The organism is Nocardiopsis sp. TRM 82005 (assembly GCF_056312425.1).
Map to the genome: position 1 here is coordinate 191,820 of NZ_JBWDTQ010000017.1, position 22,807 is coordinate 214,626.

Consider the following 22,807-nt stretch of genomic DNA (forward strand, 5'->3'; position numbering starts at 1 on the left):
CGCACACGGGGCCTCAGCGAGCGCCGGCCCTAGACGCGGGCGCGGCAGCGGTCCAGGAACCGGCGCAGTACCTCGTTGAACCGCTCGGGCCGCTCCAGGTTGGGCATGTGCCCTGCGCCCTCGATGATCTCCACGAGCGAGTCGGGTACCAGCACGTGCATGGACTCGGTGAAGTCGGGTGGGGTGAACTTGTCGTGCTGGCCTCCCACCAGGAGGGTCGGAGCGGACACCCGGCGCAGCAGGGGTACGTAGTCCTGGCGCTTGGCACGGCCCAGCAGCGCGGCCGCCGCGCCCTCGGGCGGGGCCGCGTACATCATGGCGCGCACGTGGTCGGCCACGGCGGGCATCTGCCGCACGTTGTCGGCGCTCATCATGCCCACGAGCATCTCGTCGGCGTAGCCCCGCATGCCCTCGGCGCGCAACCGTTCCGCCAGAGCCACGCGGGCGGCCCTGCCCTGCTCGGTCTCGGCGCGGGGGTTGGTGGCGGCCAGGGTCAGGGAGTCGATCCGGTCGGGAAAGAGCCGGTACAGCTCGAGTGCGATCTGGCCGCCCATCGACAGCCCCACCGCGCTCACCACGTCCAGCCCCAGGTGGTCCAGGAGCGCGGCCAGGTCGCGGGCGAAGGCGTCCAGGTTGGTGGTGCCGGGCACGACGGTGCTGCGTCCGTATCCGCGCAGGTCGGGGACGACCACCCGGTATCCGCGTCCGGCCAGTGCCCTGACCTGTGGTTCCCACATGGTGCGGTCGAAGGGGTGGCCGTGGATGAAGAGAACGGGGTAGCCGGCTCCCCGGTCGGTGTAGGTGACGTTGATCCCGCGCACGGAGGCGATGCCCGGGCCGTCACTGTTCGCGGTGTTCGTCGTCTGGTGTGCCACAAGAGACGATGCTAGTCACGCGTGCAAGGGTGTGCTTCCACCGGGAGGAGGAACAACGGCTGGGCGGGCGGGCCGCAGGCGGTCCCTCATCGCCTGCGGCCCGAGTGCACCGTGACCCGCCGTCCTCGGGCACGGTACGGCGGGGCGGACGAGGGCCCGCCCCGCTGCGCCGGAGCGTTCACACCCGACGACGGGGAAGACGCACGGAAGTGCCGTCGGGTTCGCCCTCCGCGCTCTGGAGTTGCCGGGCCTCCTTCAGCGGGTCCCCGCCGTGGCCCGCCCGGTGCGGGTCCAGCCCAGGATCAGGGCCGCCACCAGGTAGGGGGTGGCGAACAGCGCGAACGCGGTGCCGTGTCCGGTCGCCGCGAACACCCCCGCGTACAGCAGGTAGGAGGCCGTGGTGAGCGCGTCGGTGCCCAGCTCGGCCAGTGAGGTGACCGTGGCCCGGCTGGGTCCGGTGATGCGGTCCTGGAGCCGGGCGTCGGCAACCACACCGGCCATCTGGCACACACCGAAGCCCGCGCCGAGCAGCACCCATCCCGGCGGGGTGCCGAGCAGCGCGCCGACGGCGATGGCGGGTGCGGCCAGGCCCAGCAGGAGGGCGAAGGTGCGCGCGGACAGCCGGGAGGCGGGTCCGGCGAGCAGGCCTGCGGCGCTGACGCACACCCACACCACCAGCACCACGATGGGCACGTTGGCGGCGGGGACTCCGGCCTCGGCGGCCAGCAGGGGGAGGTACTCCTCCAGCATCATCCAGAACGAGGCGACCACGACCATCAGCACGATCGCGCCGCGCGCCCGGCGGTTGGAGCGGGCCTCGCGCAGCCCTGCGCGCAGGACGGACCGGTAGTCGGCGACCTCCTCAGGTTCGGCGTCACCGGTGCGGCCGCTGGCGGACACGGTGACGCGGTGCTCGGGCAGGGCCAGCGCGGCCAGGGCGCACAGCACGCAGGCGGCGACGCTGCCCGTGCCGATCGCGGCGTAGCCCCCGTGGGCCATGACGGGGATCGCCAGCAGGGTGGCGGCTCCGACGGCGGCCACGTCCAGGGCGCGGACCACACCCATGACCTGGGCGTAGCGGTCGGTGGCGCCCCGGTGGCCGAGCTCGGTGTAGACGAGCGCCTCAAGGGCTCCGGAGGCCAGGGCCCCGCCCGCGCCCCACAGGACGAAGCCCGCCGCGAAGGTCCAGTAGCCGGGCCAGAGCAGCCACAGCGAGAATCCGGCGGCGGCCAGGAGCGGTGCCGCGGCCAGCAGACAGCGGCGGGGCACCACGTCCGCCCAGGCCCCGGCGGGCACGGACGTGACGACGGAGGTCAGGGACCAGATCACGAAGAGTGAGCTGATCTGGGTGACGGACAGCCCGGTCGCCTCGAACAGAATCGTGTACAGCGGGTAGAGGAGGATGAGCTCCCCCAGTGCCGCGTAGGCGTACAGGGGCCGGGTCAGGCGGGATACGCGCGCGTGGGGCGCGCGCGGGGGCAGGGTGGTCATGAGGGTCTTTCGGTCGAGCGGAAGAGGACACCGGAATGGGGGCTGTCCGGTGGCCCCCGTGCTCGGACCGAGGACCGGCTGAGAGCTTAATGTCGCTGGAACATGTCTTCAGGATAGGAGCGGGAGCTGCGTTCCGCCAAGGGGCGGGCAAGCCGGGCCCTGCGGCGGTACCAGGCAAGGAACAGGGCCACGGCCAGGAGCAGTTCGGCCAGGTCACCGCCGTAGTACATCCACTGGGCGGCCTCACCCGCCAATGCTGTGTGCGTGGCTCCCGGCGGCCAGGTGTCGGGGTGGGCGTAGAGGAGCTTGGCCAGGAGCGAGTGCGCCGCCACGGCCAGGAACAGGACCGTGAGGCGGGTGGCCGTGCCGGGGCGGCGCGGCGCGGGGTCGGGGCCGGCGATGGACCAGGCGAACAGGTAGCCGGCGGCGAAGTAGTGCAGGTGGACCGCGCCGTGCACCGTTGGGTGGGTCTGCGTCGCCGTGTGCACGGGGGTGAGGTGAACCAGGTAGAGGCCGCCGGTGTCGAGCAGCAGGGCGGTGACCGGATGGCTCAGGACGTGCAGTGCTCGGTTGCGCATCAGGCGGGCCACTGGACGGCGCCGCGTGGTCGGCAGGGCGCGCAGGGCCAGGGTGACCGGTGCGGCCATGACCAGTGCCAGGGGTGCGTACATGCCGATGAGCAGGTGCTGGAGCATGTGGAGGCGCGGATCGTGGTGGGAGGTGTGCGCCAGGGAGAGCAGGAGGGCGGCGCCCAGCAGCACCACCCCCAGGGTGAAGGAGGCGGTGCGCAGGCCGTTCCAGCCGCGCGGTGCGCACCGTGCCCTGCGTGCCGCGGCGGTGTAGGCGGCCAGGGCGACGGTGAGCAGGACCAGGACCAGTGCCGTCCCCCAGACGGTGGCGGTGGATGCGGCACCCCCGTGGGCGAGGTGGGACGGGATCATCGCGGTGTGGTCCGGTTGCCGGTGTTCGGAGCGCGGCGGGCCCACCAGGCCGTGGCCGTTCCGGCGGTCAGCAGTAGCACGGCCGCGCCGTTCCACACCAGGTCGTAGGGCAAAAGGTCGACGCCGTAGCGGATCTGGTGCAGTCGCAGCACCTTGTGGTCGATGATGCCGTCGAAGAGCTGGAAACCGCCCAGGCCCAACAGCAGTCCCGCCCAGGCGGCACGCCGGTGCAGGGCACGGTGGCGGCACAGGTCGGCGAGGAGGAAGAAGCCCGCGACCAGCGCGATGAGCTCACCAGCGTGCAGCAGCCCGTCGGAGAGCAGCCCCACGGTCGGGGTGGAGCGGTCGTAGAAGTGGTGCCAGGCCAGGATCTGGTGGAAGACGATCTCGTCGACCGCGGCCATCAGGCCGATCCCCATCACGGCCGTGGCCGCCAGCGACCGGCCGAACCGCGTGCTGTGCCCTTCTCCCCCTCTGCCGGCTGTCACGGTGGCCCCCTTGTGTCTGGGAGGTTCTGGTCTCGGGTGGGTGTTCGGGCGCGGCTGAAGGCGTGTTCGCCCAGGCGACCCGGGACCGGCCACGCGCCCAGGGGCCACGGTGCCATCAGTGCTTCGCCGGTCAGGTGTGCCGCGCCGGTCAGGGCCGGTATGGCGGGTCAGGAGCCGTGCAGCTCACGGGCCCAGGCCTGGAGGCCGGCCGCGAATCCCTCCCGCTGGCTCGGGGAGAGCTGTTCGAAGGTCCGCAGTAGTGGCGCGGCCCGCCTGGCCATGAACGTGCGCATGAGGTCGCGGTGCTCCTCGGCCGGGGACACGGTCAGCCCCGCACGTGGGGCCCGGGCCGTTCCAAGGGGGCGCAGCGCGCCGCTGCTCCTTGCCGGGCACCTGCCGGCCGACCGTTCGGCCATGGTCCTGCGACGGAGCGCGATCAACAGGTTTCCCACACCTCCGGCGTGTTGCGAGCCTGACCTGCGCCGCAACAGCCGGTTACCTGCTAGTCACCCATATGGGGCCAACGTTCACCACGCGGTGGTTGGGACGTTCCGCCTTCCGTGGCCGGATAGAGCACGGTCCCCGCCCGGCCCGCAACGGGTCCGGGCGCCTCCCCACCTTTCAGGAGACCGTGAATGCCGGGAACCCCCCACACCCCCGCCCCCGTTCCCATCCCCACCGACTCAGCCGCGAGCACCACCCGGCGCCAGGTCCTGGTCAGCGGCGCGGCCACTCTGGGCGCCGTCGCACTGGGCACCGCCTGGAGCCCGCGGGCCCACGCGGACACCACCGCTCGACCGGGCCGCATCGTCGAGCCCTTCACCCTGGGCGTCGCCTCCGGGGACCCCTTCCACAGCAGTGTCGTGCTCTGGACCCGCCTGGCCCCCGACCCCCTGGCCGAGGACGGTCTCGGTGGCATGCCCGACCAGCGGGTGGAGGTCGAGTGGCAGGTGTCGGAGGAGGAGGGCTTCGGCCGTATCACCACCTCGGGGACCGTGGAGACGGGCCCCGAGGCCGCTCACTCGGTGCACGTGGAGGTTGAGGGGCTGCGCCCCAGGGCCGAGTACTTCTACCGGTTCCGCGTGGGAAACGAGATCAGCCCGGTCGGCCGTACCAAGACCACTGTGCCTCCCGGAATGCGGCTGGACCGGTTCGCCTTCGCCTTCGCCAGCTGCCAGAGCTACCCCAGCGGCCATTACACCGCCCAGGCGCATCTGGCCGATGAGGACCTGGACCTGGTCGCGTTCCTGGGCGACTACATCTACGAATCAGGCGGTCAGGGAAGCATCGGTCGGGGACACGTGCCCCAGAGGGAGGTGCGCTCCCTGACCGAGTACCGGATCCGGCACGCCCAGTACAAGAGCGACACCAACCTACAGGCCGCGCACGCCGCGTTCCCGTGGGCGGTGGTCTTCGACGACCACGAACTGGAGAACAACTGGGCCGACGACGAGTCCGACGGTGAGGACATTCCCAGCGAGGAGTTCCTCCACCGGCGCGCCCAGGCACTGAAGGCCTACTACGAGCACATGCCGCTGCGCCGCGCCCAGCTGCCCAACGGCCCGGACATGCAGCTCTACCGCAGGCTGACCTTCGGCGACCTGATGGACATGCACCTGCTCGACACCCGCCAGTACCGTGACCGGCAGGCACCCGAGGAGCGCGAGGACCCCTCCCGCACCCTGCTCGGTGCCAGTCAGAAGCAGTGGCTGTCGGAGGGGCTGTCCTCCTCACGCTCCCGCTGGAACGTGCTGGCCCAGCAGGTGTTCTTCTCCCAGCGCGACTTCGCTGACGGTGAGGCGACCAACTTCAGCGACGATGCCTGGGACAACTACCTCGTCGAGCGCAACGAGGTCCGTGACCAGCTGGCGCGGGTGCGCAACGGTGTGGTGATCACCGGTGACGTGCACGCCAACTACGTGAGTGACATCAAGGCCGACTTCGACGACCCGGCGTCGGAGACGGTGGCCACCGAGCTGGTGGGCACGTCCTTCACCAGCGGTGGCGACGGTGCGGATCAGTACCCGGGTGACGCGGTGCAGCTTCAGGAGAACCCGCACATCAGGTTCGTCAACCGCAGGCGGGGCTATGTGCGCAACGTCCTCACGCCCACCGAGTGGACGGCCGACTACCGGACCGTGGACTACGTGAGGGAGCCGGGCGCCCCCGTCAGCGACCGGGCGCGGTTCGTCGTCGACGATGGTGTCGCGGGCGTGCGCACCCAGGGGTGAGGCATCCCTGGCCGTGGTATTCCGGTTCGGGGCCCGGAGGCGGCGCCCCCCGTGTCAGGCCCCGGACCGGGCCGGCCTCCGTGCGGAGGCGGTGTTCTCCCGAAGGTTCCTACCGGTCGGGACACGCGCGGCTCCAGGACCCACTCCCGGCACCGTTCAGAAACGGTCCGGGCTGATCCACAGGGCCTCGGCCGCCACCAGGCCCAGGGACTGCGAGCGCTCCGGGGAGCCGTCGTCGGGGAACACGGTGATCTGCATCGACCCGGCGAAGGGCTGGCGCTCGACCACCTCCACGCGCATCCCGATGCCGATATCGATGTCGGACAGGTAGCGCAGCAGGTCGGGGTCGATGTCGTTGACGCGCACTATCACCCCGCTGACGCCCTTGTCGGCGTCCGAGAGCAGCACGCTCTCGCGCTGGACGAGGTGGCCCTCGCGGGTGGGGATGGGGTCGCCGTGCGGGTCGACAACGGGATCGCCCAGGTGGGTGGCGACGCGGTCGACGAACTTGTCCGAGACCACGTGTTCGAGGATCTCGGCCTCGTCGTGCACCTCGTCCCAGGAGTAGCCCAACTCGGCGACCAGGTAGGTCTCCAGCAGCCGGTGGCGGCGCAGCACCGACAGTGCCGCCCTGGTGCCGGACTCGGTGAGGGTGACCGCGCCGTAGCGCCGGTGCTCCACCAGACCCAGTTCGCTGAGTTTGCGGAGCATGCCCGACACCGATGAGTTGGACACTGACAGGCGCTCGGCCATACCGGAGATGGTCACCGGTCCGGTGCCGCGTTCCTGGAGGTCGTAGATGACCTTCACGTAGTCCTCAACCGACGTGGACGGTCGTGTCGGTGCGTTGTCCATGACCGTAACCGTATCGCGGACCGCTCATCGGCCACCATTTGTGCACCGTGCCTGTGGACGGCCCCGGCCGTTTCGTCCATCCCCGATTTGGTCTGCGCGGAAGCTTTTGGTCGAATCAGAACGTGGAAAAAGACAGCGCATCCCCCAACCAAGGCTCCCATCGCCTGCAACGTTGGCGGTCCGTAACCGAACTGCCTCTGGTCGCCGCGGCTCTGGTCTTCGTGGGCGCCTACGCCTGGCCGATCCTCGACCCGGACCTGTCACAGAGCTGGCGGTGGTTCTGCGAGGTACTCATCGTGGCCGTGTGGGTGGTCTTCGCCGCCGACTACGTCACACGCCTGTACCTGGCACCGGACCGGTGGACGTTCGTCCGCGAGAACCTGCTGGACCTGTTGATCGTGGTGCTGCCGATGCTGCGCCCCCTACAGCTGGTCCGGCTCCTGACCGTGGTGTCGCTTCTGCACCGGCACATGTCGTCGTCCCTGCGCGGGCACGTGCTCCTGTACACCGCCGGTATCACCGTCATCATGCTCGCCATGGCATCACTGAGCGTGCTGAAGGCGGAACAGGGCGTTCCCGACGCCAACATCACCACACTGGCCGACGCGTTCTGGTGGTCACTGGTGACGGTGTCCACCGTCGGCTACGGGGACCTGTACCCGGTCACCGCGACCGGCCGTCTGATCGCCGCCTTCCTCTTCGTCATGGGTATCGGCCTGCTCGGTGTCATCACCGGCACGCTGTCCACCTGGTTCGTCCAGCGCGTCCAGGACGACTCCGATACGCGTGAGCAGGCCGCGGAGGAGGACACGCAGCAGCAGTTGCGCGAGCTCACCGAGCAGGTCCGCGCGCTCAGGGACGAACTCGGCCACACCGCCGGAGTCGCCGAGCCGGTGCCGTCGGAACGGCCGGAGCCGGCGCCCTGAACGGCCGGAGGGCCCCAGGGCTTCACGGCGCTCCAGTATCCGGAGGCATGAGCGGGCCCCATCCCCCGAGCGCGCGCGGATCGTCCCCCTACGACCGGCCCCGAATGCCCGACCGCTACGGCGAGCACCGCCACGGGGCCGGGTTCGTCCTCACCGCGCTGTGTGAGTGCGCCCCCGTACGGGATCTGTTCTGCGGGTACGGGCAGGAGTACGCGCGCCGTCGGCGTTGCCGAGCCCGGCGGTGGTGTGCAGCTGCACCAGTGCCGGGCGCTCGCGTGCCAGTGCCCAGCCGGTGGCCATGCCCACGGCCGCCCCCTCGTGCAGCGCCAGGACGAAGTCGATGTCCTCGGGCAGGTCCGCGAGAAAGGGCACCTCGGTGGAGCCGGGGTTGGCGAAGAGCGTGGTCAACCCCAGTTCGCGCATGAGGTCCAGGGTCCGTTCGCGGACCGTGGGGCCGGTCTGGTCGGGCACGTCTTCCCTTCCGGTGGTGCTGGCGGTGCGCACGGTATGTCCCTGAGCGGTGCGGCTCTCACTGGTACAGCGCGGTCAGGTCTGCCTCGGTGTCGATGAGCCCGTCTTGGAGCATGAGGTCGGCCAGGACTCCGACGGACTCCTCGTCGACCTCCCCGGGCCAGCGGGGCAGGCGGACCTGGTCCAGCAGGGCCTCGTCGATCTCGGTGTAGGTGGGGACGATCCTGCGGACCTCGTCGGGGTTGGCCTGGGCGTAGGCCAGGGACTCGCGCAGGGCGGCCTCGATGTCGGCGATCAGTTCGGGGTCCCGGGCGAGCATCTCCTCGGAGGTGAAGTAGGCCGCCACGGTGAGTCCGGGGTGGGTGTCGACGAAGTTGGAGGCGATCTCGCGGTGCCCGGCCTCGATAGCCATGGTGGTGAAGGGCTCGACCAGTCAGACTGCGTCCACGTGTTCGTCCTCCAGGGCGGGTGCCATGTCGGGCAGGGCCATCTCGACGAACTCGATGCTGGAAGGGTCACCGCCGTCATCCCGGACGGACTGGCGGACGGTGGTGTCCCCGATGTTGAGGAGGTTGTTGGCGGCGACCGTCATGCCCTCCAGGTCGGCGGGGGTCTGGAGGGGGCTGTCGTCCAGGACGAACACCGCGCTGAAGTCGGCGCCCTGCTCGCCGTTGGTTGCCACCCCGTTGGTGAAGATCTTCAGGGGCAGGTCCTGGTCGCGGGCGACCAGGACGGAGACGACGTTGCCGAAGGCGAACTCGAAGTTGCCGCTGACCACGCCGGGGATGGCGGCGGCCCCGCCGGATCCGGGCTGGATCTCCAGGTCGACGCCGCGGTCGGTGAAGAACCCCTGCTCGACCCCCAGATGGAGTGGGGCCACGTCCACGATGGGGATCGCACCGGCGGTCACCTGTCGTAACCCCTCCCGTCCTCGGTGCTCTCCTGGGTGCCGCCGCAGGCCGTGGCCAGGATGAGCACGGTTGTGCCGGTGAGGGCCGTCCACTGTCGACGCATCTGCGGCTCCTGAGTCAGTCGGCGGTCGGGAAGGGGGGCGCCGACCCCGGTCCGGCAGATCGGGGCGGGGCGTCCGAGCCCCGGCGCCACAGCGAGCTGCGCAGGGCGCGGACACCGCCGGCCTCGGTGGCATAGGTCAGGTGCACCAGGTCCGGGGCGAGCAGCCTGCCCACCATGTCGCTGACCCGTACCCGGTCACGTCTCGGTGCGCTCTCCCCCGGGCTGCCGGGCTCGGAGAGGCCGTCCATGGTGGCCAGCTCGACCAGCATCGACTCCCGGTCCCAGCGCCTGCCCGATTTTCCGACTTCGGTGAACTCGGCGTCCAACAGCTCCCCGGCGAGCCCGCGTGAGGCCCGCACAGGAGACTCCAGGAGCCGTAACTCCCCATCGGTCACCCGCTGGACCGCCTCACCGGCCCCGTCCTCGCTCACACCCATGCCTGCTCCCTCGCACGGTTGTCCGGTACAAGCTGGTCAAAGTGCACGGATTGTTAACACGCCGCCGGTTCCGCTCCTCCACGGCGCCTCACTAGCCTGTGGGAGTTTCGTCCACCCCCGCTACCCCCAGGAGACACACATGGCAGAGGACCCCGGCATCTCCCGACGCGGCGTCATCGGCGGACTGAGCGCCGCGGGCGCCCTCGCCCTGGCGGGCTGGCCCGGTACGGCGACCGCGTCCTCGGCCCGTGACGCCCTCATCACCGTCATGGGCACCTCCGACCTCCACGGCCACTGCCTGAACTGGGACTACTTCAAGAACGCGGAGTTCGAGGACTCCGAGGGCAACCACATCGGCATCGCCAAGGCCGCCAGCCTGGTCAAGGAGGTCCGTGCCGAGCGCGGACGCAACAACACCCTGCTCTTCGACTCCGGAGACACCCTCCAGGGCGCCCCGCTGGCCACCTACTACAACGTCGTCGAACCGATCACCGAGACCGGTCGGACCCACCCGATGGCGCGCGCGATGAACGCCGTCGGATACGACGCCGTGGCTCTGGGAAACCACGAGTTCAACTACGGCCTGGAACACCTGGACACCTGGATCGACCAGATGCAGGCCCCGGCGCTGGCCGCCAACGCCGTCCACCACGGCACGGACAAGCCCGCCTACCGCCCCTACGTGCTCAAGCGCATGAAGGTGGACTGCCTCGACAAGCCCGGCACCCAGCCCCTGGTGGTCGGCGTACTGGGGCTGACCAACCCCGGGTCCGTCATCTGGGACCGCCACCACGTCGAGGGGCGGCTGGAGTTCGAGGACCTGGTGGCCAGTGCCCGCCACTGGGTACCCGTCATGCGCAGCGAGGGCGCGGACCTGGTGATCGTCAGCGCCCACTCCGGTGACAGCGGCACCTCCTCCTACGGAGACGACATCCCCGTCGAGAACGCCTCGGCGATGGTCGCCGAGGAGGTGCCCGGCATCGACGCCATCCTGTTCGGCCACTCCCACCAGGACGTCTCCGAGCGCTTCGTCACCAACAAGGCCACCGGCGAGCAGGTCCTGATGACCATGCCCTCGTACTGGGGGCGGCGGCTGTCGGTGATGGACCTGGCGCTGCGCCGGGAGAAGGGCCGCTGGCGGGTCACCTCCAAGAGCGCGGTCACGCTGAACAGCAACACTGTGGAGGAGGACCCCGAGATCGTGGAACTGGTGGCCGACCAGCACGCCACCGCGGTGGAGTACGTCAACCAGGTGGTGGCGACCTCGGTGGAGGAGCTGAGCGCGGCCGAAGCCTGCTGGCGCGACACCGCGATCGTGGACTACATCCAGCACGTACAGATCCAGACGGTCCGCGAGGCGATCCAGGACACCGCCGAGGCGGACCTGCCCGTGCTGTCGATCGCGGCGCCCTTCAGCCGCTCGGCGGTCTTCCCCGCCGGGGACGTGTCGATCCGCGACATCGCCGGTCTGTACGTGTACGACAACACCCTGCTGGCCAGCGTGGTCACCGGCGCCCAGTTGCGAGAGTACCTGGAGTACTCCGCGCGCTACTTTCACCGGGTGCCCGCCTCCGGCACGGTCGTCCCGGGCGATCTGACCAACGCCGACGGCGTTCCCGACTACAACTTCGACCAGATCGCCGGACTGGAGTACGACATCGACGTGTCCCGGCCCGTGGGTGAGCGGATCGCCTCGCTGACCGTGGAGGGGGCGCAGGTCCTCGACGGCCAGCGGTTCGTGTTGGCGGTCAACAACTACCGCCAGTCGGGCGGGGGCGGGTTCCCGCACATCACCGGCGCCCCGGTGGTCTACAACGAGCAACTGGAGGTCAGGCAGGCGCTGATCGATTACGCCACGGCCACCGGCACCATCGATCCGGCCGACTTCCACGTGGTCAACTGGCGCCTGGTCCGCGAGGGCGCGCCCGTGTTCGGGTAAGGCCGCGCGATGCCGGTAGGAAGGCACCGGATCTTCCCGGTGCCTCCAGCGGTGGCGGCCCGCCCCTTCCCGGCCGCCACCGTGAACACCTCGGTCCTCAGCCGTCGGCCGCCCGCGGTCCGGTGCCGCGCACCGACTCCTCAGCGCTCTCCCCTGAGCTGCGGAGTGGCGCGGCAACAGCCAGGTCGCCGAGCACATGGGGGTGGCGGTCACCGACTTCCAGGCCCCCGCGCCCTGAACCAGGAGGGGCCGACCACCGGAAGCATCCTCGCTCAGCGCACAGGCCTGACCCCGGGGTCGTCCTCGCGAATGACCGACCGCCTGGAGGCGGCGGGGTGCGTCCGCCGCTTCCCTGACCCCGGCGACCGCCGACGGACGCTCGTCGAGGCGGCCTCCGGGGGCCTGGAGCGGACCGAGTCCTACTACGCCGGGCTGACCAGGCGGACCAGGGAGGACCTGGCGGGGTTCGACGCTCGGGAACTGAGCATCCTTCTCCGGTTCATCCAGGCCGCACGCGCCAGCGCATCCGCCGAGGTCGACGACCTGCGAAGCGCTGGGAACCTCGGCGGGTGAACCGGCCTTCGAGCTCCACCGGGCCGGCTTCGACGAAGACCATCGTGCGGGCTCAAGAGGCCGGACACGTCTCCCCCGTCCTGGCGCCGGCCGACGTCCACTCCATGGTGACCTCCCTGGCCATGACCTGGTCGCCGGTCAGCTTTGCCTACACCGCGACGGCGGCCGACTCCGAAAGCGACCACGAGCGCCGCCGCGCCAGCCTCGCCACCGCCGTCCGCCACGCCTTCGCACCGTGACCGCGCCGGCGCGGTCCTCGGGGAGTTCGAAGCCGCTGTGGCCGGGCGGGAAAACCTGTGGCGCCGAACACACGAAGATGGTCCCCTGAGGACATGCCGAGCTTCGATGACCCCGCCTTCTTCGGGGAGCACTGGTCAGAGCACTACGACGACAGGGCCAACCCGGACCCGGCCCCGGCAGTGGACTTCCTCCAGCCCCTCGCCGCAGGAGGGCGGGCACTGGAACTGGCCAGCGGTACGGGGCGGATCATCCTGCCCCTGGCCGCACGGGGCGTGGACGTGGAAGGTGTCGAGGGATCGGCCGCCATGGTCGAGCGGATGCGCGCCCTCCCGGGCGGCGCGGACGTCCCGGTGGTGGTGGGCGACATGGCCGAAGTCCCCGTCGAGGGCCCCTACGACCTGGTATTCCTGGTCTTCAACACGCTCTTCAACCTGCCGGACCAGGAACGGCAGACGGACTGCTTCGGCAACGTCGCGCGAGTCCTGGGACCCGGCGGCCGGTTCGTGCTGGAGTGCTTCGTTCCAGGGCGCAAGGAGTTGGAGAGCGACTCCTGGGTGGAGGTCTCCCATCTCACCGAGGACTCCGTCACCCTGAGCACGTACAAGAACGACCCGGTCGCCCAGCGCTACGCGAAGCAGATCCTGACGTTCACGCCCGATGAGGGGATGAGGAGCATGCTCCCGGTGGCGCTGCGCTACTGCTGGCCCGCCGAGTTGGACCTGATGGCCCGTTTGGCGGGTCTGGAACTGGAGTCGCGTCACGCCGACTGGCGGGGCCGCCCGTTCGACTCCTCCAGCTCCAGCCACGTCTCGGTCTACCGGCTCCCTGAACAGGAGTAGCCACTCCGTTCAGGCCGTGTGCGTGTTCTCCTCGCACGCGGCCGGGACGGGGCGCAGGTGGTCCAGCTCGTGTGGCGCGATCGGGAAGGGGGACTCCTCGGGCAGCATCCGGGTCGCGGCCGCGGTGTCCCCCTCCTGGACCAGCGTGCGCACCCGGTGCGCGAGCGGGGTGACATCGCTGATGGAGACGATCCACTCGTCGGTGTAGCGACGCACGGCCTCACCCGTCAGCCCCAGCTGTAGGGAGCGGCGTTCCAGCGGCCTCAGGTGCAGGTCGCGTTCGGGGTCCCACTGCACGCGGGCCGGTGCCTGACGCAACCGCCTACGCCAGGTGTCCCGGTCGGGGTGCACGGCGGGCGTGTAGTGCGACAGGCATGCGTTGCGCAGCGCCCACTCGAACCCCTCATGGGTGATCTCCACCGCCAGCACGGTCTCCTGGTCCTTCTTGCGTGCCCATCCGCAGCGGTACATCATCCACAGGAACGACGGCTTGATCCAGGTCATGCGATCGCGCTTCCAGGCGGAGGGGAAGCGGCCCTCGCGGGCGGCGGGCAGCCCGAGGGAGGGGGCGTAGGCCTGGTAGACGGTGACCGTGGTGTCGGTGCGGCGCGCGCGGATCTGGTGTCGGGGGAGGTTCATGGGCCTCAGCGTGTTGGCCGGGGCCCGGCCACGGCAAGCGGTTTTCCCGTCCTCTTGGGCGGTCAGCGGCCGTGGGCGGGCACGGCGGCCTTGAGGAGCATCTCCTCGTACTCCTCCTCCGGGTCGGAGTCCAGCACGATCGCGCCGCCCGCGCCGATGGTCAGCTCGTCCCCGGCCAGTACGGCGGTGCGGATGACGATGCTCAGGTCGGCCGTGCCGGAGGAGGACACGTAGCCCAGCGCGCCGGAGTAGACCCCGCGCGCGGAAGGCTCCAGCCGGTCCAGGATCTCCATGGTGCGTTCCTTGGGCGCTCCGGTCATCGACCCGCCGGGAAAGCAGGCGCGCACCGCGTCCACCGCCGACACCTGCGGGCGCAGCCTGCCGCGCACGGTGGAGACGAGTTGGTGCACGGTGGCGTAGGACTCGGTGTACATGAACGCGGGCACCTCGACGCTGCCGACCTCGCACACCCGGCCCAGGTCGTTGCGCAACAGGTCGACGATCATGAGGTTCTCGGCGCGTGTCTTGGCGCCGGTGCGCAGCTCCTCGGCGACGCGTGCGTCGACGGCCGGGTCGGGGTGGCGGGGCGCGGTGCCCTTGATGGGGCGGCTTTCGGCGGTGTGGCCGCCGTCCACGCGCAGGAACCGTTCGGGCGAGGCGCTGAGCACGCTCATCGCACCCAAGCGCAGCAGAGCGGCGTAGGGCGCGGGGCTGGCGGCACGCATACGGCGGTAGGCGTCCAGATCGCCGCCCGTGTGGGGCAGGCGCATCCGGTTGGTCAGGCAGATCTCGTAGCTCTCCCCGGCGGTGAGCTGGGCCAGGCACTCCTTGACGTCGCCGACGTAGTCCTCGCGCGGGCGCTCCAGCAGAGGGGCCAGCTCGGTGGTCGGTGCGGAAGGGGTGGGCGGGCCCAGGGACGGCGGGTCGGTGAGGGCGGCCAGGGCCTCCTCCAGCCAGGCGCCGCCGTCGGGGCGGTCGTCGGCGCACACCACGTAGGTGCGGTTCTGGTGGTGGTCGACGGCCACGAACCGGTCGCAGCGCAGCCACACGGCGTCGGGGTGGGGTGAGGTGTGCGCGTTGGCGGCGCCGCAGTCGGCCTTGAGTTCGTAGCCGAGGTAGCCCACGTATCCGCCGGTGAATTCGAAGGGTAGTTCGCTGGGCGTGGGGCGCGGGGTGCGGCGGTCCAACGCGTCGAACACCGTGCCGGGCTCGGTGTGTTCGGTGCCGTCCGCGGCGCGGACGTGGACGGGTCCGCCGACGCGGTAGGTGAGGACCTCGCCGGTGGCGGAGCCCAGGAAGGAGAAGCGTGCGGGCCCTTCGGGGCGGGAGCTGTCCAGCCAGAACGCGTACTCGGAGTTGCCGTACAGGCGGGCGAAGGCGGCTTCGGTGTCCACGGCCAGGGGGAGTTCACGTGTGCGGGGGAAGGTGTGACCGGACGTGTGCCCGGGGCGCTCTCGGGGAGGTCGGTGCGCTTTCGCCGGGAGGGTCGGGGCGTTTGCGTGTGCGTGCGGGACGGACGTTCCTCGCCTTGGTGAGTCGCCTGCCCACCCGTTGTGCGTGGTTCTCCCCGTCTCGAGGGCCTCGGTCGATGGGTCCACCGGCGCAGAGGGCCGGCTCCCGTCCCCGAAGGTGTGCGCGCGGGCCAGCTCCAGGAAGTTGGCGACCAGTTCCGCGCCGAACTCGCTGGCCACCGACTCGGGGTGGAACTGCACCCCCCAGCGGGGCAGGTCGCGGTGCTCCAGCCCCATGACCACCTCGTCCTCGGACCAGGCGGTCACGGCCAGCGGCCCGTGCGGGGGCGCGGGGACGGCCAGGGAGTGGTAGCGCACGGCGGTGAAGTCCTGCGCCAGGCCTGTGAACAGGCCCGTTCCGGTGTGCCGGATCCGGGTCAGGTGTCCGTGGCGGGGCTGGGGGGCCGAGACCACGTCCGCCCCTGCCAGGTGGGCGATGGCCTGGTGGCCCAGGCACACGCCCAACACCGGCAGGAGGGTGTGGTCCAGGAGTTCGTGGACGCGACCCAGGTCGCGCGGGTGCTGGGGGCGGCCCGGTCCGGGTGAGACGACCACGGCGTCCACGGTCGCCGGGTCGAGGGCGTCCCAGCGGGGGTCGTCGTTGGTGAGCACCGTGGGCGTGCGGCCCAGGACGCGTGCCAGGAGCTGGAAGAGGTTGTACGTGTATGAGTCGTGGTTGTCCACGAGGAGGACGCGCATCCCGCCCCTTTCGTCCGGATCGCGAAACTCCAGGTTACGGCGGTCCGAGCGAGGGCGGTTGTCCACAGGTGCGAAGTGCCTCTGGAGAAGGAGCCCCGATCGGGGTACATAAGAAGAAGGTGGAAGAGCGATTTCCTTGTGAGGAGTGGAGATGACCTACGTGATGGCCACGGTCGTGATCCTCATCATGGTGGCGCTGGGCGTCTTCGTGGTCGTCACGATCGCGTCCATGGCGGGTCCGGATCGCGATGGCCGCACCCGTCCAGGCCAGCGTTCCTCCTCCACCGCGCCCGGACCGCAGGCCGTGGACGCGGCGGAGGAGGAACTGCGTCTCAGATACGCGCGGGGCGAGATCGGCCGTGAGGAGTTCCTCCAGGGGAAAATCGACCTGGAGCGCTGAACCCTCAGCCCCGCATCTCCTCCAGGGTCTTGCCCTTGGTCTCGCTGACGAACCGCCACACGAAGAAGAACGACAACAGCGCGAAGAACGCGTACAGCATGTACGTACCGCTCAGGCTCCAGTCACGCAGGCTCGGGAAGCTCACGGTGATCAGCCAGTTGGTGAGCCACTGGGTCGCGGTGGCCACAGCCATCGCGGCAGCACGGATGCGCAGCGGGAACATCTCCCCCAGCAGCACCCACACGACCACACCCCACGACAGCGCGAAGAAGAGCACGAACAGGCTGGCCGCGGTCAGCGCCACCGCGCCCCACACGAACGGCAGCGTCACCTCCTCGCCCTCCACGAACGCGTGGTTGAAGGCGTAGGCGGCCAGTGCCAGCGACACCGTCATACCCGCCGAGCCCACCAGCAGCAGCGGCTTGCGGCCGACCCGGTCCACCAGCAGGATCGCCACGAACGTACCCACGATGTTCACGATGGAGGTGAACAGGCTCAGCAGCAGCGAGTTGGCCTCGGCCACGCCCACCGACTGCCACAGCGAATTGGAGTAGTAGAAGATGACGTTGATGCCCACCAGTTGCTGGAAGGCTGAGATGGCCATACCGATCCACACGATCGGCAGCAGACCGTAGCGGCCGGTCAGGTCGCTCAGCTTCGGTTTGACCTCCGAGCCCAGAGCTTCGCGGATCTCGCCGATGCGGTGGTCCATCCATTCGGGGCCTCCGCCCTCCACTTCGGCGAGGATGCGGCGGGCCCGGACCACCTGCCCCACACGGACCAGGTAGCGGGGCGACTCGGGGATGAGCAGGCTCAGGCCCACATAGACCATCGCGGGCAGGACCTCGATGCCCAGCATCCACTGCCAGCCCTGGACCGGTCCCAGCATGTTGCTCGCGCTGCCGTCGGCCATCTGGGCGATACCGAAGTTGACCAGCTGTGAGGAGGCGATACCCAGCACGATCGCCAACTGCTGCAACGACGCCAACCGGCCGCGGTAGGGAGCTGGCGACACCTCGGCGATGTAGGTCGGGGCGATGACCGAGGCCAGGCCGATGGCGACACCGCCCAGGATCCGCCAGGCTGTCAGGTCCCACACCCCGAAGGGCAGGGCCGAACCGATGGCGCTGATCGCGAACAGCACACCGGCGATCTGCATGGTGCGGATACGGCCGACCCGGTCGGCCAGGGCACCCGCTGACGCGGCGCCTACCACACAGCCAAGGAGTGCGGAGGCGACCGTGAAGCCGAGCGTGGCCGGTCCCACGCCGAAGCGCTCCTGGATGGCCGGTACCGCGCCGTTGATGACGGAGCTGTCGTAGCCGAACAGGAAACCGCCCATCGCCGCCGCGGCGGCGATCATCGTCACGTGAACGATGTTGCTTTCACCCTCGGGGATCTTCTCGTCCCCGGGCTGGCTGGCTCCGCTCACATCCGTTTCCTTCCCCGTGACACAACAGTTGTCGCCCCAGGGTGGACACGCCGATGCACGAGGGTCACGGACAAAACGCCCACAGGCCAAAAGATGTCCAGTTTTTGGCACACGGTCTGTATTGGAAACGTTGCTCTCTGTTCTCACGGGTCGAGCAAGGAGGTGAGCGAACTCCCCGGCACGCCCTCGGGACCGGACAGATCCTCAGCCGCCGAAACCGCGAGGTGACCGACCGCCACGGATCCGGTGGGCGAGCGGTTCGAGCGCGTACGATCTGGTCGGTGTCGCCCATGGGGCAGCGAAGGAAGGTGGGACCTCTTGATCGTGCTATTCGACCTGTTCGGCGTCCTGGCGTGCCATCAGTCAGAGGAGGGCAAGGACCGGCTGGTCCGGGTCGCCGACGCACCCGCCCCGGCCTTTTGGGAGGCGTACTGGGCACAGCGCCCCTCCTACGACCGTGCGGACACCACCGCCTCCGAGTACTGGCATCGCGTGGGCGAGGCCTTGGGCGTTCGTTTCGGAGATCAGCGGATCGCCGAGCTCGTCGAGGCCGACATCGCCAGTTGGAGCGCGGTCGACGACACCATGGTCGCCCTGGTCGAGGAGCTCACGGCGTCCGGACTGCGGACCGCGCTGCTGTCCAACCTCCCCGAGGAGCTGGCCGTTCACTACGAGGCGCACCATTCATGGCTGCGCAACTTCCGGGTACGCGCCTTCTCCTGCCGGATCGGCCGCGTCAAGCCCGAACCGGAGGCCTACCTGTGGTGTCAGGAAGCCCTGCGGGCCAAACCGGAGCACATCCTCTTCGTTGACGACCGTCAGGCGAACGTCGAGGGGGCCAGGGCGGTGGGCATGCACGGGCACCGGTTCACCGGCGTCGCCCGGCTGCGTGAGAACCTCGCCCGCTTGGACGCCAACGCGTCAGCGTGAGGTGGCGGCCCCGCCGGGGCCGCCCGCGCCGCTCACCGGCACGGAGTCAGACCGTCACGTTCGGTACTGAAACGCCAGCGAAACGCAACAACCGCTCCGTACAAGACTTCCCCCGCGTTTTTGGCTTCTTCCATGGCTGTGCCGTATCCGTTCGGGGGCCCAGCATCGTCTCCGTGACCACATTCCTCCCCCTGGCCGAGAAGGCCCTGCGCCGTGAGAAACCCGCCCGCGACGAGCTCCTCGAGGTTCTGTGCGGCTCTGACGACGACTTGATGGACCTGGTCGCCGCCGCTTTCCGGGTCCGGCTGCGCTACTTCGAGCGTCGCGTCAAGCTCAACTACCTCGTGAACCTCAAGAGCGGCATGTGCCCGGAGGACTGTTTCTACTGCTCCCAGCGCCTGGGCTCCGAGGCCGAGATCGTCAGGTACACCTGGCTCAAGCCCGACCAGACCCGCCAGGCCGTCTCCCACGGGGTGAGGGCGGGCGCCACCCGGGTCTGCCTGGTGGCCAGCGGGCGCGGTCCCACCGACCGCGACGTGGAACGCCTCGCCCCCACCATCGAGGGCATCAAGACCGAGCACCCGGGAGTGGAGGTGTGGCCTGCCTGGGCCTGCTCGCCGAGGGCCAGGCCGACAGGCTGCGCGAGTCCGGGACCGACGCCTACAACCACAACCTCAACACCTCGAAGGAGCGCTACGCCGACATCTGCACCACCCACGAGTTCTCCGACAGGGTGGAGACCGTGGCCAGGGCCAAGCACACAGGTCTCTCCCCCTGCTCGGGGCTGATCGCGGGGTTGGGTGAGAGCGACGACGACCTGGTCGACGCCCTGTTCGCGCTGCACGAGCTGGCGCCGGACTCGGTGCCGGTCAACTTCCTCATGCCCTTCGAGGGCACCCCGCTGGAGGGCACCTGGGAGCTGACCCCGCAGCGGTGCCTGCGCATCCTGGCCGCGACCCGGTTCGTGTTCCCCGACGTGGAGGTCCGTCTGGCGGGCGGCCGCGAGATCCATCTGCGCTCCCTACAGCCGCTGGCGCTGCACATCGCCAACTCGGTGTTCCTGGGGGACTACCTCACCAGCGAGGGACAGGCGGGCGGGGCCGATCTGGAGATGATCGCCGACGCCGGGTTCACCGTGCAGGGCGCGGGTGAGCCCACCCTGCCCCGCGAGCGCCACGACCTGCTCAGGCCGCGTCAGCGGGGTGTGGGGACCGCTCTTCCACCCAACGCCTGACACCGACGCGGCCCGGGTTCGTGGGGCGGCGAGGAGGGCCGTCCGGTTCAGGGCCGCGGTACGGCCTGCTCGCTGCCGTGCCAGATGGGGATCTGCTGGTAGTTCTGCGCCATCTCGGTGGCCAGAACATCCTCCTGACGGTCGCGCACGCACTTGGCCAGGGTGAACGTGGAGGTGATGACGTAGAGCAGGCCCAGGCCGAGGAAGGCCCGGATCCACAGGTCGACGGGGAGGTAGATGACTCCCGCGCCCACCCCGACCGCCGAAACTCCGAAGGACAGGGCGGACTGGAGGTAGAACTGCGGGCTGGAACGGGGCTGAGGGGCGTAGGTGCTCATGGCGTCCATGCTGCCGCTCACCCCGCTCCCGTGCCTGAGTACGGCTACTCACCGTTGCCGGGGCAGCCTCCTCACCGCTTCGCCGCGTCCCCCGGTCGGGGCCGTGTTCTGCCGTACCCCGGCGATCTCCTCGGCGGTGGGGGTCATCGGCCGGTCGGGGCGGAAGGGGGACAGGTCCACGCCCGGGTCCTCCCCCATCGCCAACCGTGCCGCGACCAGCCCTTGGTAGGGGCCGAAGGTCAGTCCGTCACCGCCCAGACCGGTTGCCACCACCACTCCGGGCAGCCGCTCCGTGTGCCCCAGCAGCTGCTGGCCGTCGTGTGTGCCTGGCCGAAAACCCACCCGGGTCTCCATCACCGTGGCGTCGTCCAGATCGGGCAGCACCTCAAGTGCGGTGGAGAGGTTGTGCAGCAGACCCGAGGCCGTCACCCGGCGGTCGAACCCGGCCTCAGGCTCCAGCGTGCCGCCGGTGACCACCCGGTCCGGGCCGAACGCCGACACGAAGTACCCACGTTCGCCAAAGCGCACCACCGGCCATGACCTGGTGTCGTGCCCCGGCAGAGCGAAGTGCGTCGTCTGCCCGCGCACCGGGTGCACGGGCAGGTCCACTCCGGTGGCCGCGAGCAGCCCCGCCGACCACGCGCCCGCCGCTACGACGACCACGGGTGCCTCCAGGTCCTCAGTGCCCACCCGCACGCCCGTGACCCGGTGGCCGTTCCACAGCAGACGGGAGTCGCCCTTGAAGTAGCGCAGGCCCCGCTCCTCCGCCGCGTTGAACAGCGCGGCCCGAGCCGCCGGGGCGTTCAGTCGGGCCATCCCCTCCACGAACACCCCGCCGTAGGGCGCGGGCACCAGCGGGAACCGCTCGCGCGGCTCGCCCGGGCCCAGCCGCTCCACCCCGCCCATCGTGGTGAACTCCGGGCGTTCTGACAGGGTGCGTAGCAGGTCGAACCCGGCGTCGTCCCCCTCCAGGTCCACGGACATGCCCCCGACCACCTCGTAGCCGGTGGTCTGCCCGTCCTGGGCCAGTTCGGCCATCAGCCGCGGATAGTGCTCAGCCGCGCGGGCTTTGAAGTCCCACACCGGCTCGGCATCCCACGGGAACGGCCACGGGTAGATGACCCCCAGCCCGGCAGCCGTGGCCTGCCCCAGGTGCGCGGCGTCCACCAGGGCGGTGGACACGCCCTTCTTGGCCAGGTGGAACGCCGCGCTCATGCCCACGATCCCGCCACCGACAACGATCACGTCCATGGCCCCACCCTGCCCGGGCGAACGTTCGCGAACAAGCTGGACAGCCCGCGTGCCGCGTCCGGGAAACGGGTACGGGAGCGCGATAGGTTGTGCTCTCCCGAAATCCCCGCAGCGAGCCCTGGAGGACGTGTACGTGGACGGATACACCTACTACGGGTTCGCCCTGATGCGCCGACCCAGCCCTGAACTGGCACGAGGCATCGTCACGCACATCCCACGCGCCGAGGTGGACCCGGTCCTGGCCGCACGCCAGTACACGATCTACCAGGAGGCCGTCGCCTCGGCCGGGTGGCGGGTGCACGAGGTCGCGGCGGCGCCCGAGCACCCCGACTCGGTGTTCGTGGAGGACACCGTGGTGGTGTGCGCAGACCTGGCGGTCCTGACCCGGCCCGGGGCCGAGGCCCGCCGCGGAGAGGTGGAGGGGGTCGAGCCGGTGGTGCGTGCGCTCGGGTTGCGGGTGGCGCGCATCGAGGCGCCCGCGACCCTGGACGGCGGCGACGTGCTCCAGGTGGGTTCCACCGTCTACGTGGGGGTAGGAGGGCGCACCAACGCCGAGGGCGCCGCCCAGCTCGAACAGCTGCTCAAACCACTGGGCCGGGAGGTCGAGCGGGTGGGGATGGGGGCGGCACTGCACCTGAAGTCGGCGGTGACCGCGATGCCGGACGGGTCGTTCGTGGGCCTGCACGACCTGGTGGAGGCCGATGTCCTGCCGCCGGTACACCGCGCCCCCGAGGAGCCGGGCGCGCACGTGTTGCCGTTGGGCGGGCGCGATGTCCTGGTCAGCGCGGCGGCGCACGAGACCATCCACCAGCTGACCGCCGACCGCTGGCGGGTGCTGCCGGTGGACATCTCCGAGTTCGAGAAGCTGGAGGCGTGCGTGACCTGTCTGAGTGTCCTGGTTCCGGACCAGGACACCACTGGCTGAGACTCCTCCATGCCGTGCCGGTCGGGGACTTCCTCCAGTGACCGGTGAGCGTCGCCGTCGGCCCTCGCGCGGGCGGTCTTGTACCTGTGGGCAGGTCCGGCGTCGAGGGCGACCACAGGTATGAGACC

The 22,807-nt window shown here is 70.2% G+C and carries 24 protein-coding genes and 1 pseudogene; 10 read left to right on the plus strand and 15 right to left on the minus strand.

The genetic code is table 11. The features are described 5' to 3' along the window. Positions 1–29: 29 nt before the first annotated feature. From AC0T5L_RS14475 to AC0T5L_RS14495, 5 genes are all read right to left on the minus strand, one after another. Positions 30–875, minus strand: a complete 846-nt coding sequence (locus tag AC0T5L_RS14475) for an alpha/beta fold hydrolase (protein ID WP_476165978.1) — start codon at positions 873–875, stop codon at positions 30–32. Between the two features lie 255 nt (positions 876–1,130). Next, on the minus strand, positions 1,131–2,366 hold the full coding sequence (locus tag AC0T5L_RS14480; protein WP_476165979.1) for an MFS transporter: 1,236 nt from the start codon (positions 2,364–2,366) through the stop codon (positions 1,131–1,133). Between the two features lie 86 nt (positions 2,367–2,452). Continuing rightward, positions 2,453–3,307 (minus strand): cytochrome c oxidase assembly protein, encoded by an 855-nt coding sequence (locus AC0T5L_RS14485; protein WP_476165980.1) that lies wholly within the window; start codon positions 3,305–3,307, stop codon positions 2,453–2,455. Further along, positions 3,304–3,795: a DUF2243 domain-containing protein gene (locus tag AC0T5L_RS14490; protein WP_476165981.1), complete on the minus strand. Its 492-nt coding sequence runs from the start codon at positions 3,793–3,795 to the stop codon at positions 3,304–3,306. Before AC0T5L_RS14490 ends, AC0T5L_RS14485 begins: the two co-directional genes overlap by 4 nt. A 167-nt stretch (positions 3,796–3,962) precedes the next feature. Further along, positions 3,963–4,235 carry a hypothetical protein gene (locus AC0T5L_RS14495; protein ID WP_476165982.1) on the minus strand — a complete coding sequence of 91 codons (273 nt, stop codon included), beginning with the start codon at positions 4,233–4,235 and terminating at the stop codon, positions 3,963–3,965. 195 nt (positions 4,236–4,430) lie between these two features. Here AC0T5L_RS14495 and AC0T5L_RS14500 point away from each other — a divergent pair, with 195 nt between their 5' ends. Next, positions 4,431–6,026 (plus strand): alkaline phosphatase D family protein, encoded by a 1,596-nt coding sequence (locus AC0T5L_RS14500; RefSeq protein WP_476165983.1) that lies wholly within the window; start codon positions 4,431–4,433, stop codon positions 6,024–6,026. 156 nt (positions 6,027–6,182) lie between these two features. On the opposite strand, the gene AC0T5L_RS14505 is transcribed toward AC0T5L_RS14500, so the two are convergent. Beyond that, positions 6,183–6,881 carry a metal-dependent transcriptional regulator gene (locus tag AC0T5L_RS14505; RefSeq protein ID WP_476165984.1) on the minus strand — a complete coding sequence of 233 codons (699 nt, stop codon included), beginning with the start codon at positions 6,879–6,881 and terminating at the stop codon, positions 6,183–6,185. A 122-nt stretch (positions 6,882–7,003) separates the two neighbouring features. Here AC0T5L_RS14505 and AC0T5L_RS14510 point away from each other — a divergent pair, with 122 nt between their 5' ends. Further along, a complete protein-coding gene (locus AC0T5L_RS14510) occupies positions 7,004–7,807 on the plus strand; it encodes a potassium channel family protein (RefSeq protein ID WP_476165985.1) in 804 nt (267 codons plus the stop codon). 150 nt (positions 7,808–7,957) lie between these two features. Here the strand turns inward: AC0T5L_RS14510 and AC0T5L_RS14515 are convergent, their stop codons facing one another. From AC0T5L_RS14515 to AC0T5L_RS14530, 4 genes are all read right to left on the minus strand, one after another. Beyond that, entirely contained in the window at positions 7,958–8,311 is a 354-nt protein-coding gene (locus AC0T5L_RS14515) for a thiamine pyrophosphate-binding protein (RefSeq protein ID WP_476165986.1), read from the minus strand. 25 nt (positions 8,312–8,336) lie between these two features. Continuing rightward, a complete protein-coding gene (locus tag AC0T5L_RS14520) occupies positions 8,337–8,690 on the minus strand; it encodes a substrate-binding domain-containing protein (RefSeq protein ID WP_476165987.1) in 354 nt (117 codons plus the stop codon). Positions 8,691–8,711: 21 nt separating this feature from the next. Then, positions 8,712–9,188, minus strand: a complete 477-nt coding sequence (locus AC0T5L_RS14525) for an ABC transporter substrate-binding protein (RefSeq protein ID WP_476165988.1) — start codon at positions 9,186–9,188, stop codon at positions 8,712–8,714. A gap of 118 nt (positions 9,189–9,306) precedes the next feature. Next, on the minus strand, positions 9,307–9,729 hold the full coding sequence (locus AC0T5L_RS14530) for a DUF4440 domain-containing protein (protein WP_476165989.1): 423 nt from the start codon (positions 9,727–9,729) through the stop codon (positions 9,307–9,309). Positions 9,730–9,868: 139 nt separating this feature from the next. Between AC0T5L_RS14530 and AC0T5L_RS14535 the strand changes: the two genes are divergently transcribed. From AC0T5L_RS14535 to AC0T5L_RS14550, 4 genes are all read left to right on the plus strand, one after another. Then, the gene (locus AC0T5L_RS14535; protein WP_476165990.1) at positions 9,869–11,668 is read left to right on the plus strand and encodes a bifunctional metallophosphatase/5'-nucleotidase; all 1,800 of its coding nucleotides are present in this window, start codon (positions 9,869–9,871) and stop codon (positions 11,666–11,668) included. A gap of 9 nt (positions 11,669–11,677) precedes the next feature. Continuing rightward, positions 11,678–12,241, plus strand: a complete 564-nt coding sequence (locus tag AC0T5L_RS14540) for a MarR family winged helix-turn-helix transcriptional regulator (protein ID WP_476165991.1) — start codon at positions 11,678–11,680, stop codon at positions 12,239–12,241. 44 nt (positions 12,242–12,285) lie between these two features. Next, positions 12,286–12,480 (plus strand): hypothetical protein, encoded by a 195-nt coding sequence (locus AC0T5L_RS14545; RefSeq protein ID WP_476165992.1) that lies wholly within the window; start codon positions 12,286–12,288, stop codon positions 12,478–12,480. Between the two features lie 93 nt (positions 12,481–12,573). After that, entirely contained in the window at positions 12,574–13,320 is a 747-nt protein-coding gene (locus tag AC0T5L_RS14550) for a class I SAM-dependent methyltransferase (RefSeq protein ID WP_476165993.1), read from the plus strand. A 9-nt stretch (positions 13,321–13,329) separates the two neighbouring features. Here the strand turns inward: AC0T5L_RS14550 and AC0T5L_RS14555 are convergent, their stop codons facing one another. Next, positions 13,330–13,959, minus strand: a complete 630-nt coding sequence (locus AC0T5L_RS14555; protein ID WP_476165994.1) for a DUF4291 domain-containing protein — start codon at positions 13,957–13,959, stop codon at positions 13,330–13,332. A 62-nt stretch (positions 13,960–14,021) separates the two neighbouring features. Continuing rightward, positions 14,022–16,169 carry an aminodeoxychorismate synthase component I gene (gene pabB / locus AC0T5L_RS14560; protein WP_476165995.1) on the minus strand — a complete coding sequence of 716 codons (2,148 nt, stop codon included), beginning with the start codon at positions 16,167–16,169 and terminating at the stop codon, positions 14,022–14,024. A 151-nt stretch (positions 16,170–16,320) separates the two neighbouring features. Here pabB and AC0T5L_RS14565 point away from each other — a divergent pair, with 151 nt between their 5' ends. Next, entirely contained in the window at positions 16,321–16,569 is a 249-nt protein-coding gene (locus AC0T5L_RS14565) for an SHOCT domain-containing protein (RefSeq protein ID WP_476165996.1), read from the plus strand. A gap of 4 nt (positions 16,570–16,573) precedes the next feature. Here the strand turns inward: AC0T5L_RS14565 and AC0T5L_RS14570 are convergent, their stop codons facing one another. Further along, on the minus strand, positions 16,574–18,001 hold the full coding sequence (locus tag AC0T5L_RS14570; RefSeq protein WP_476165997.1) for a sugar porter family MFS transporter: 1,428 nt from the start codon (positions 17,999–18,001) through the stop codon (positions 16,574–16,576). A 324-nt stretch (positions 18,002–18,325) separates the two neighbouring features. On the opposite strand from AC0T5L_RS14570, the gene AC0T5L_RS14575 reads away from it, so the two are divergent. Beyond that, positions 18,326–18,931, plus strand: a complete 606-nt coding sequence (locus AC0T5L_RS14575; protein ID WP_476166021.1) for an HAD family hydrolase — start codon at positions 18,326–18,328, stop codon at positions 18,929–18,931. A 173-nt stretch (positions 18,932–19,104) separates the two neighbouring features. Continuing rightward, positions 19,105–20,165 (plus strand): annotated as a pseudogene (gene bioB, locus AC0T5L_RS14580) (biotin synthase BioB). Positions 20,166–20,212: 47 nt separating this feature from the next. Here the strand turns inward: bioB and AC0T5L_RS14585 are convergent. Both AC0T5L_RS14585 and AC0T5L_RS14590 read right to left on the minus strand, forming a co-directional pair. Continuing rightward, on the minus strand, positions 20,213–20,503 hold the full coding sequence (locus tag AC0T5L_RS14585; protein WP_476165998.1) for a YiaA/YiaB family inner membrane protein: 291 nt from the start codon (positions 20,501–20,503) through the stop codon (positions 20,213–20,215). Between the two features lie 48 nt (positions 20,504–20,551). After that, entirely contained in the window at positions 20,552–21,754 is a 1,203-nt protein-coding gene (locus AC0T5L_RS14590; protein WP_476165999.1) for an NAD(P)/FAD-dependent oxidoreductase, read from the minus strand. 133 nt (positions 21,755–21,887) lie between these two features. Between AC0T5L_RS14590 and ddaH the strand changes: the two genes are divergently transcribed. Continuing rightward, on the plus strand, positions 21,888–22,679 hold the full coding sequence (gene ddaH, locus AC0T5L_RS14595; RefSeq protein ID WP_476166000.1) for a dimethylargininase: 792 nt from the start codon (positions 21,888–21,890) through the stop codon (positions 22,677–22,679). Positions 22,680–22,807 lie beyond the last annotated feature (128 nt).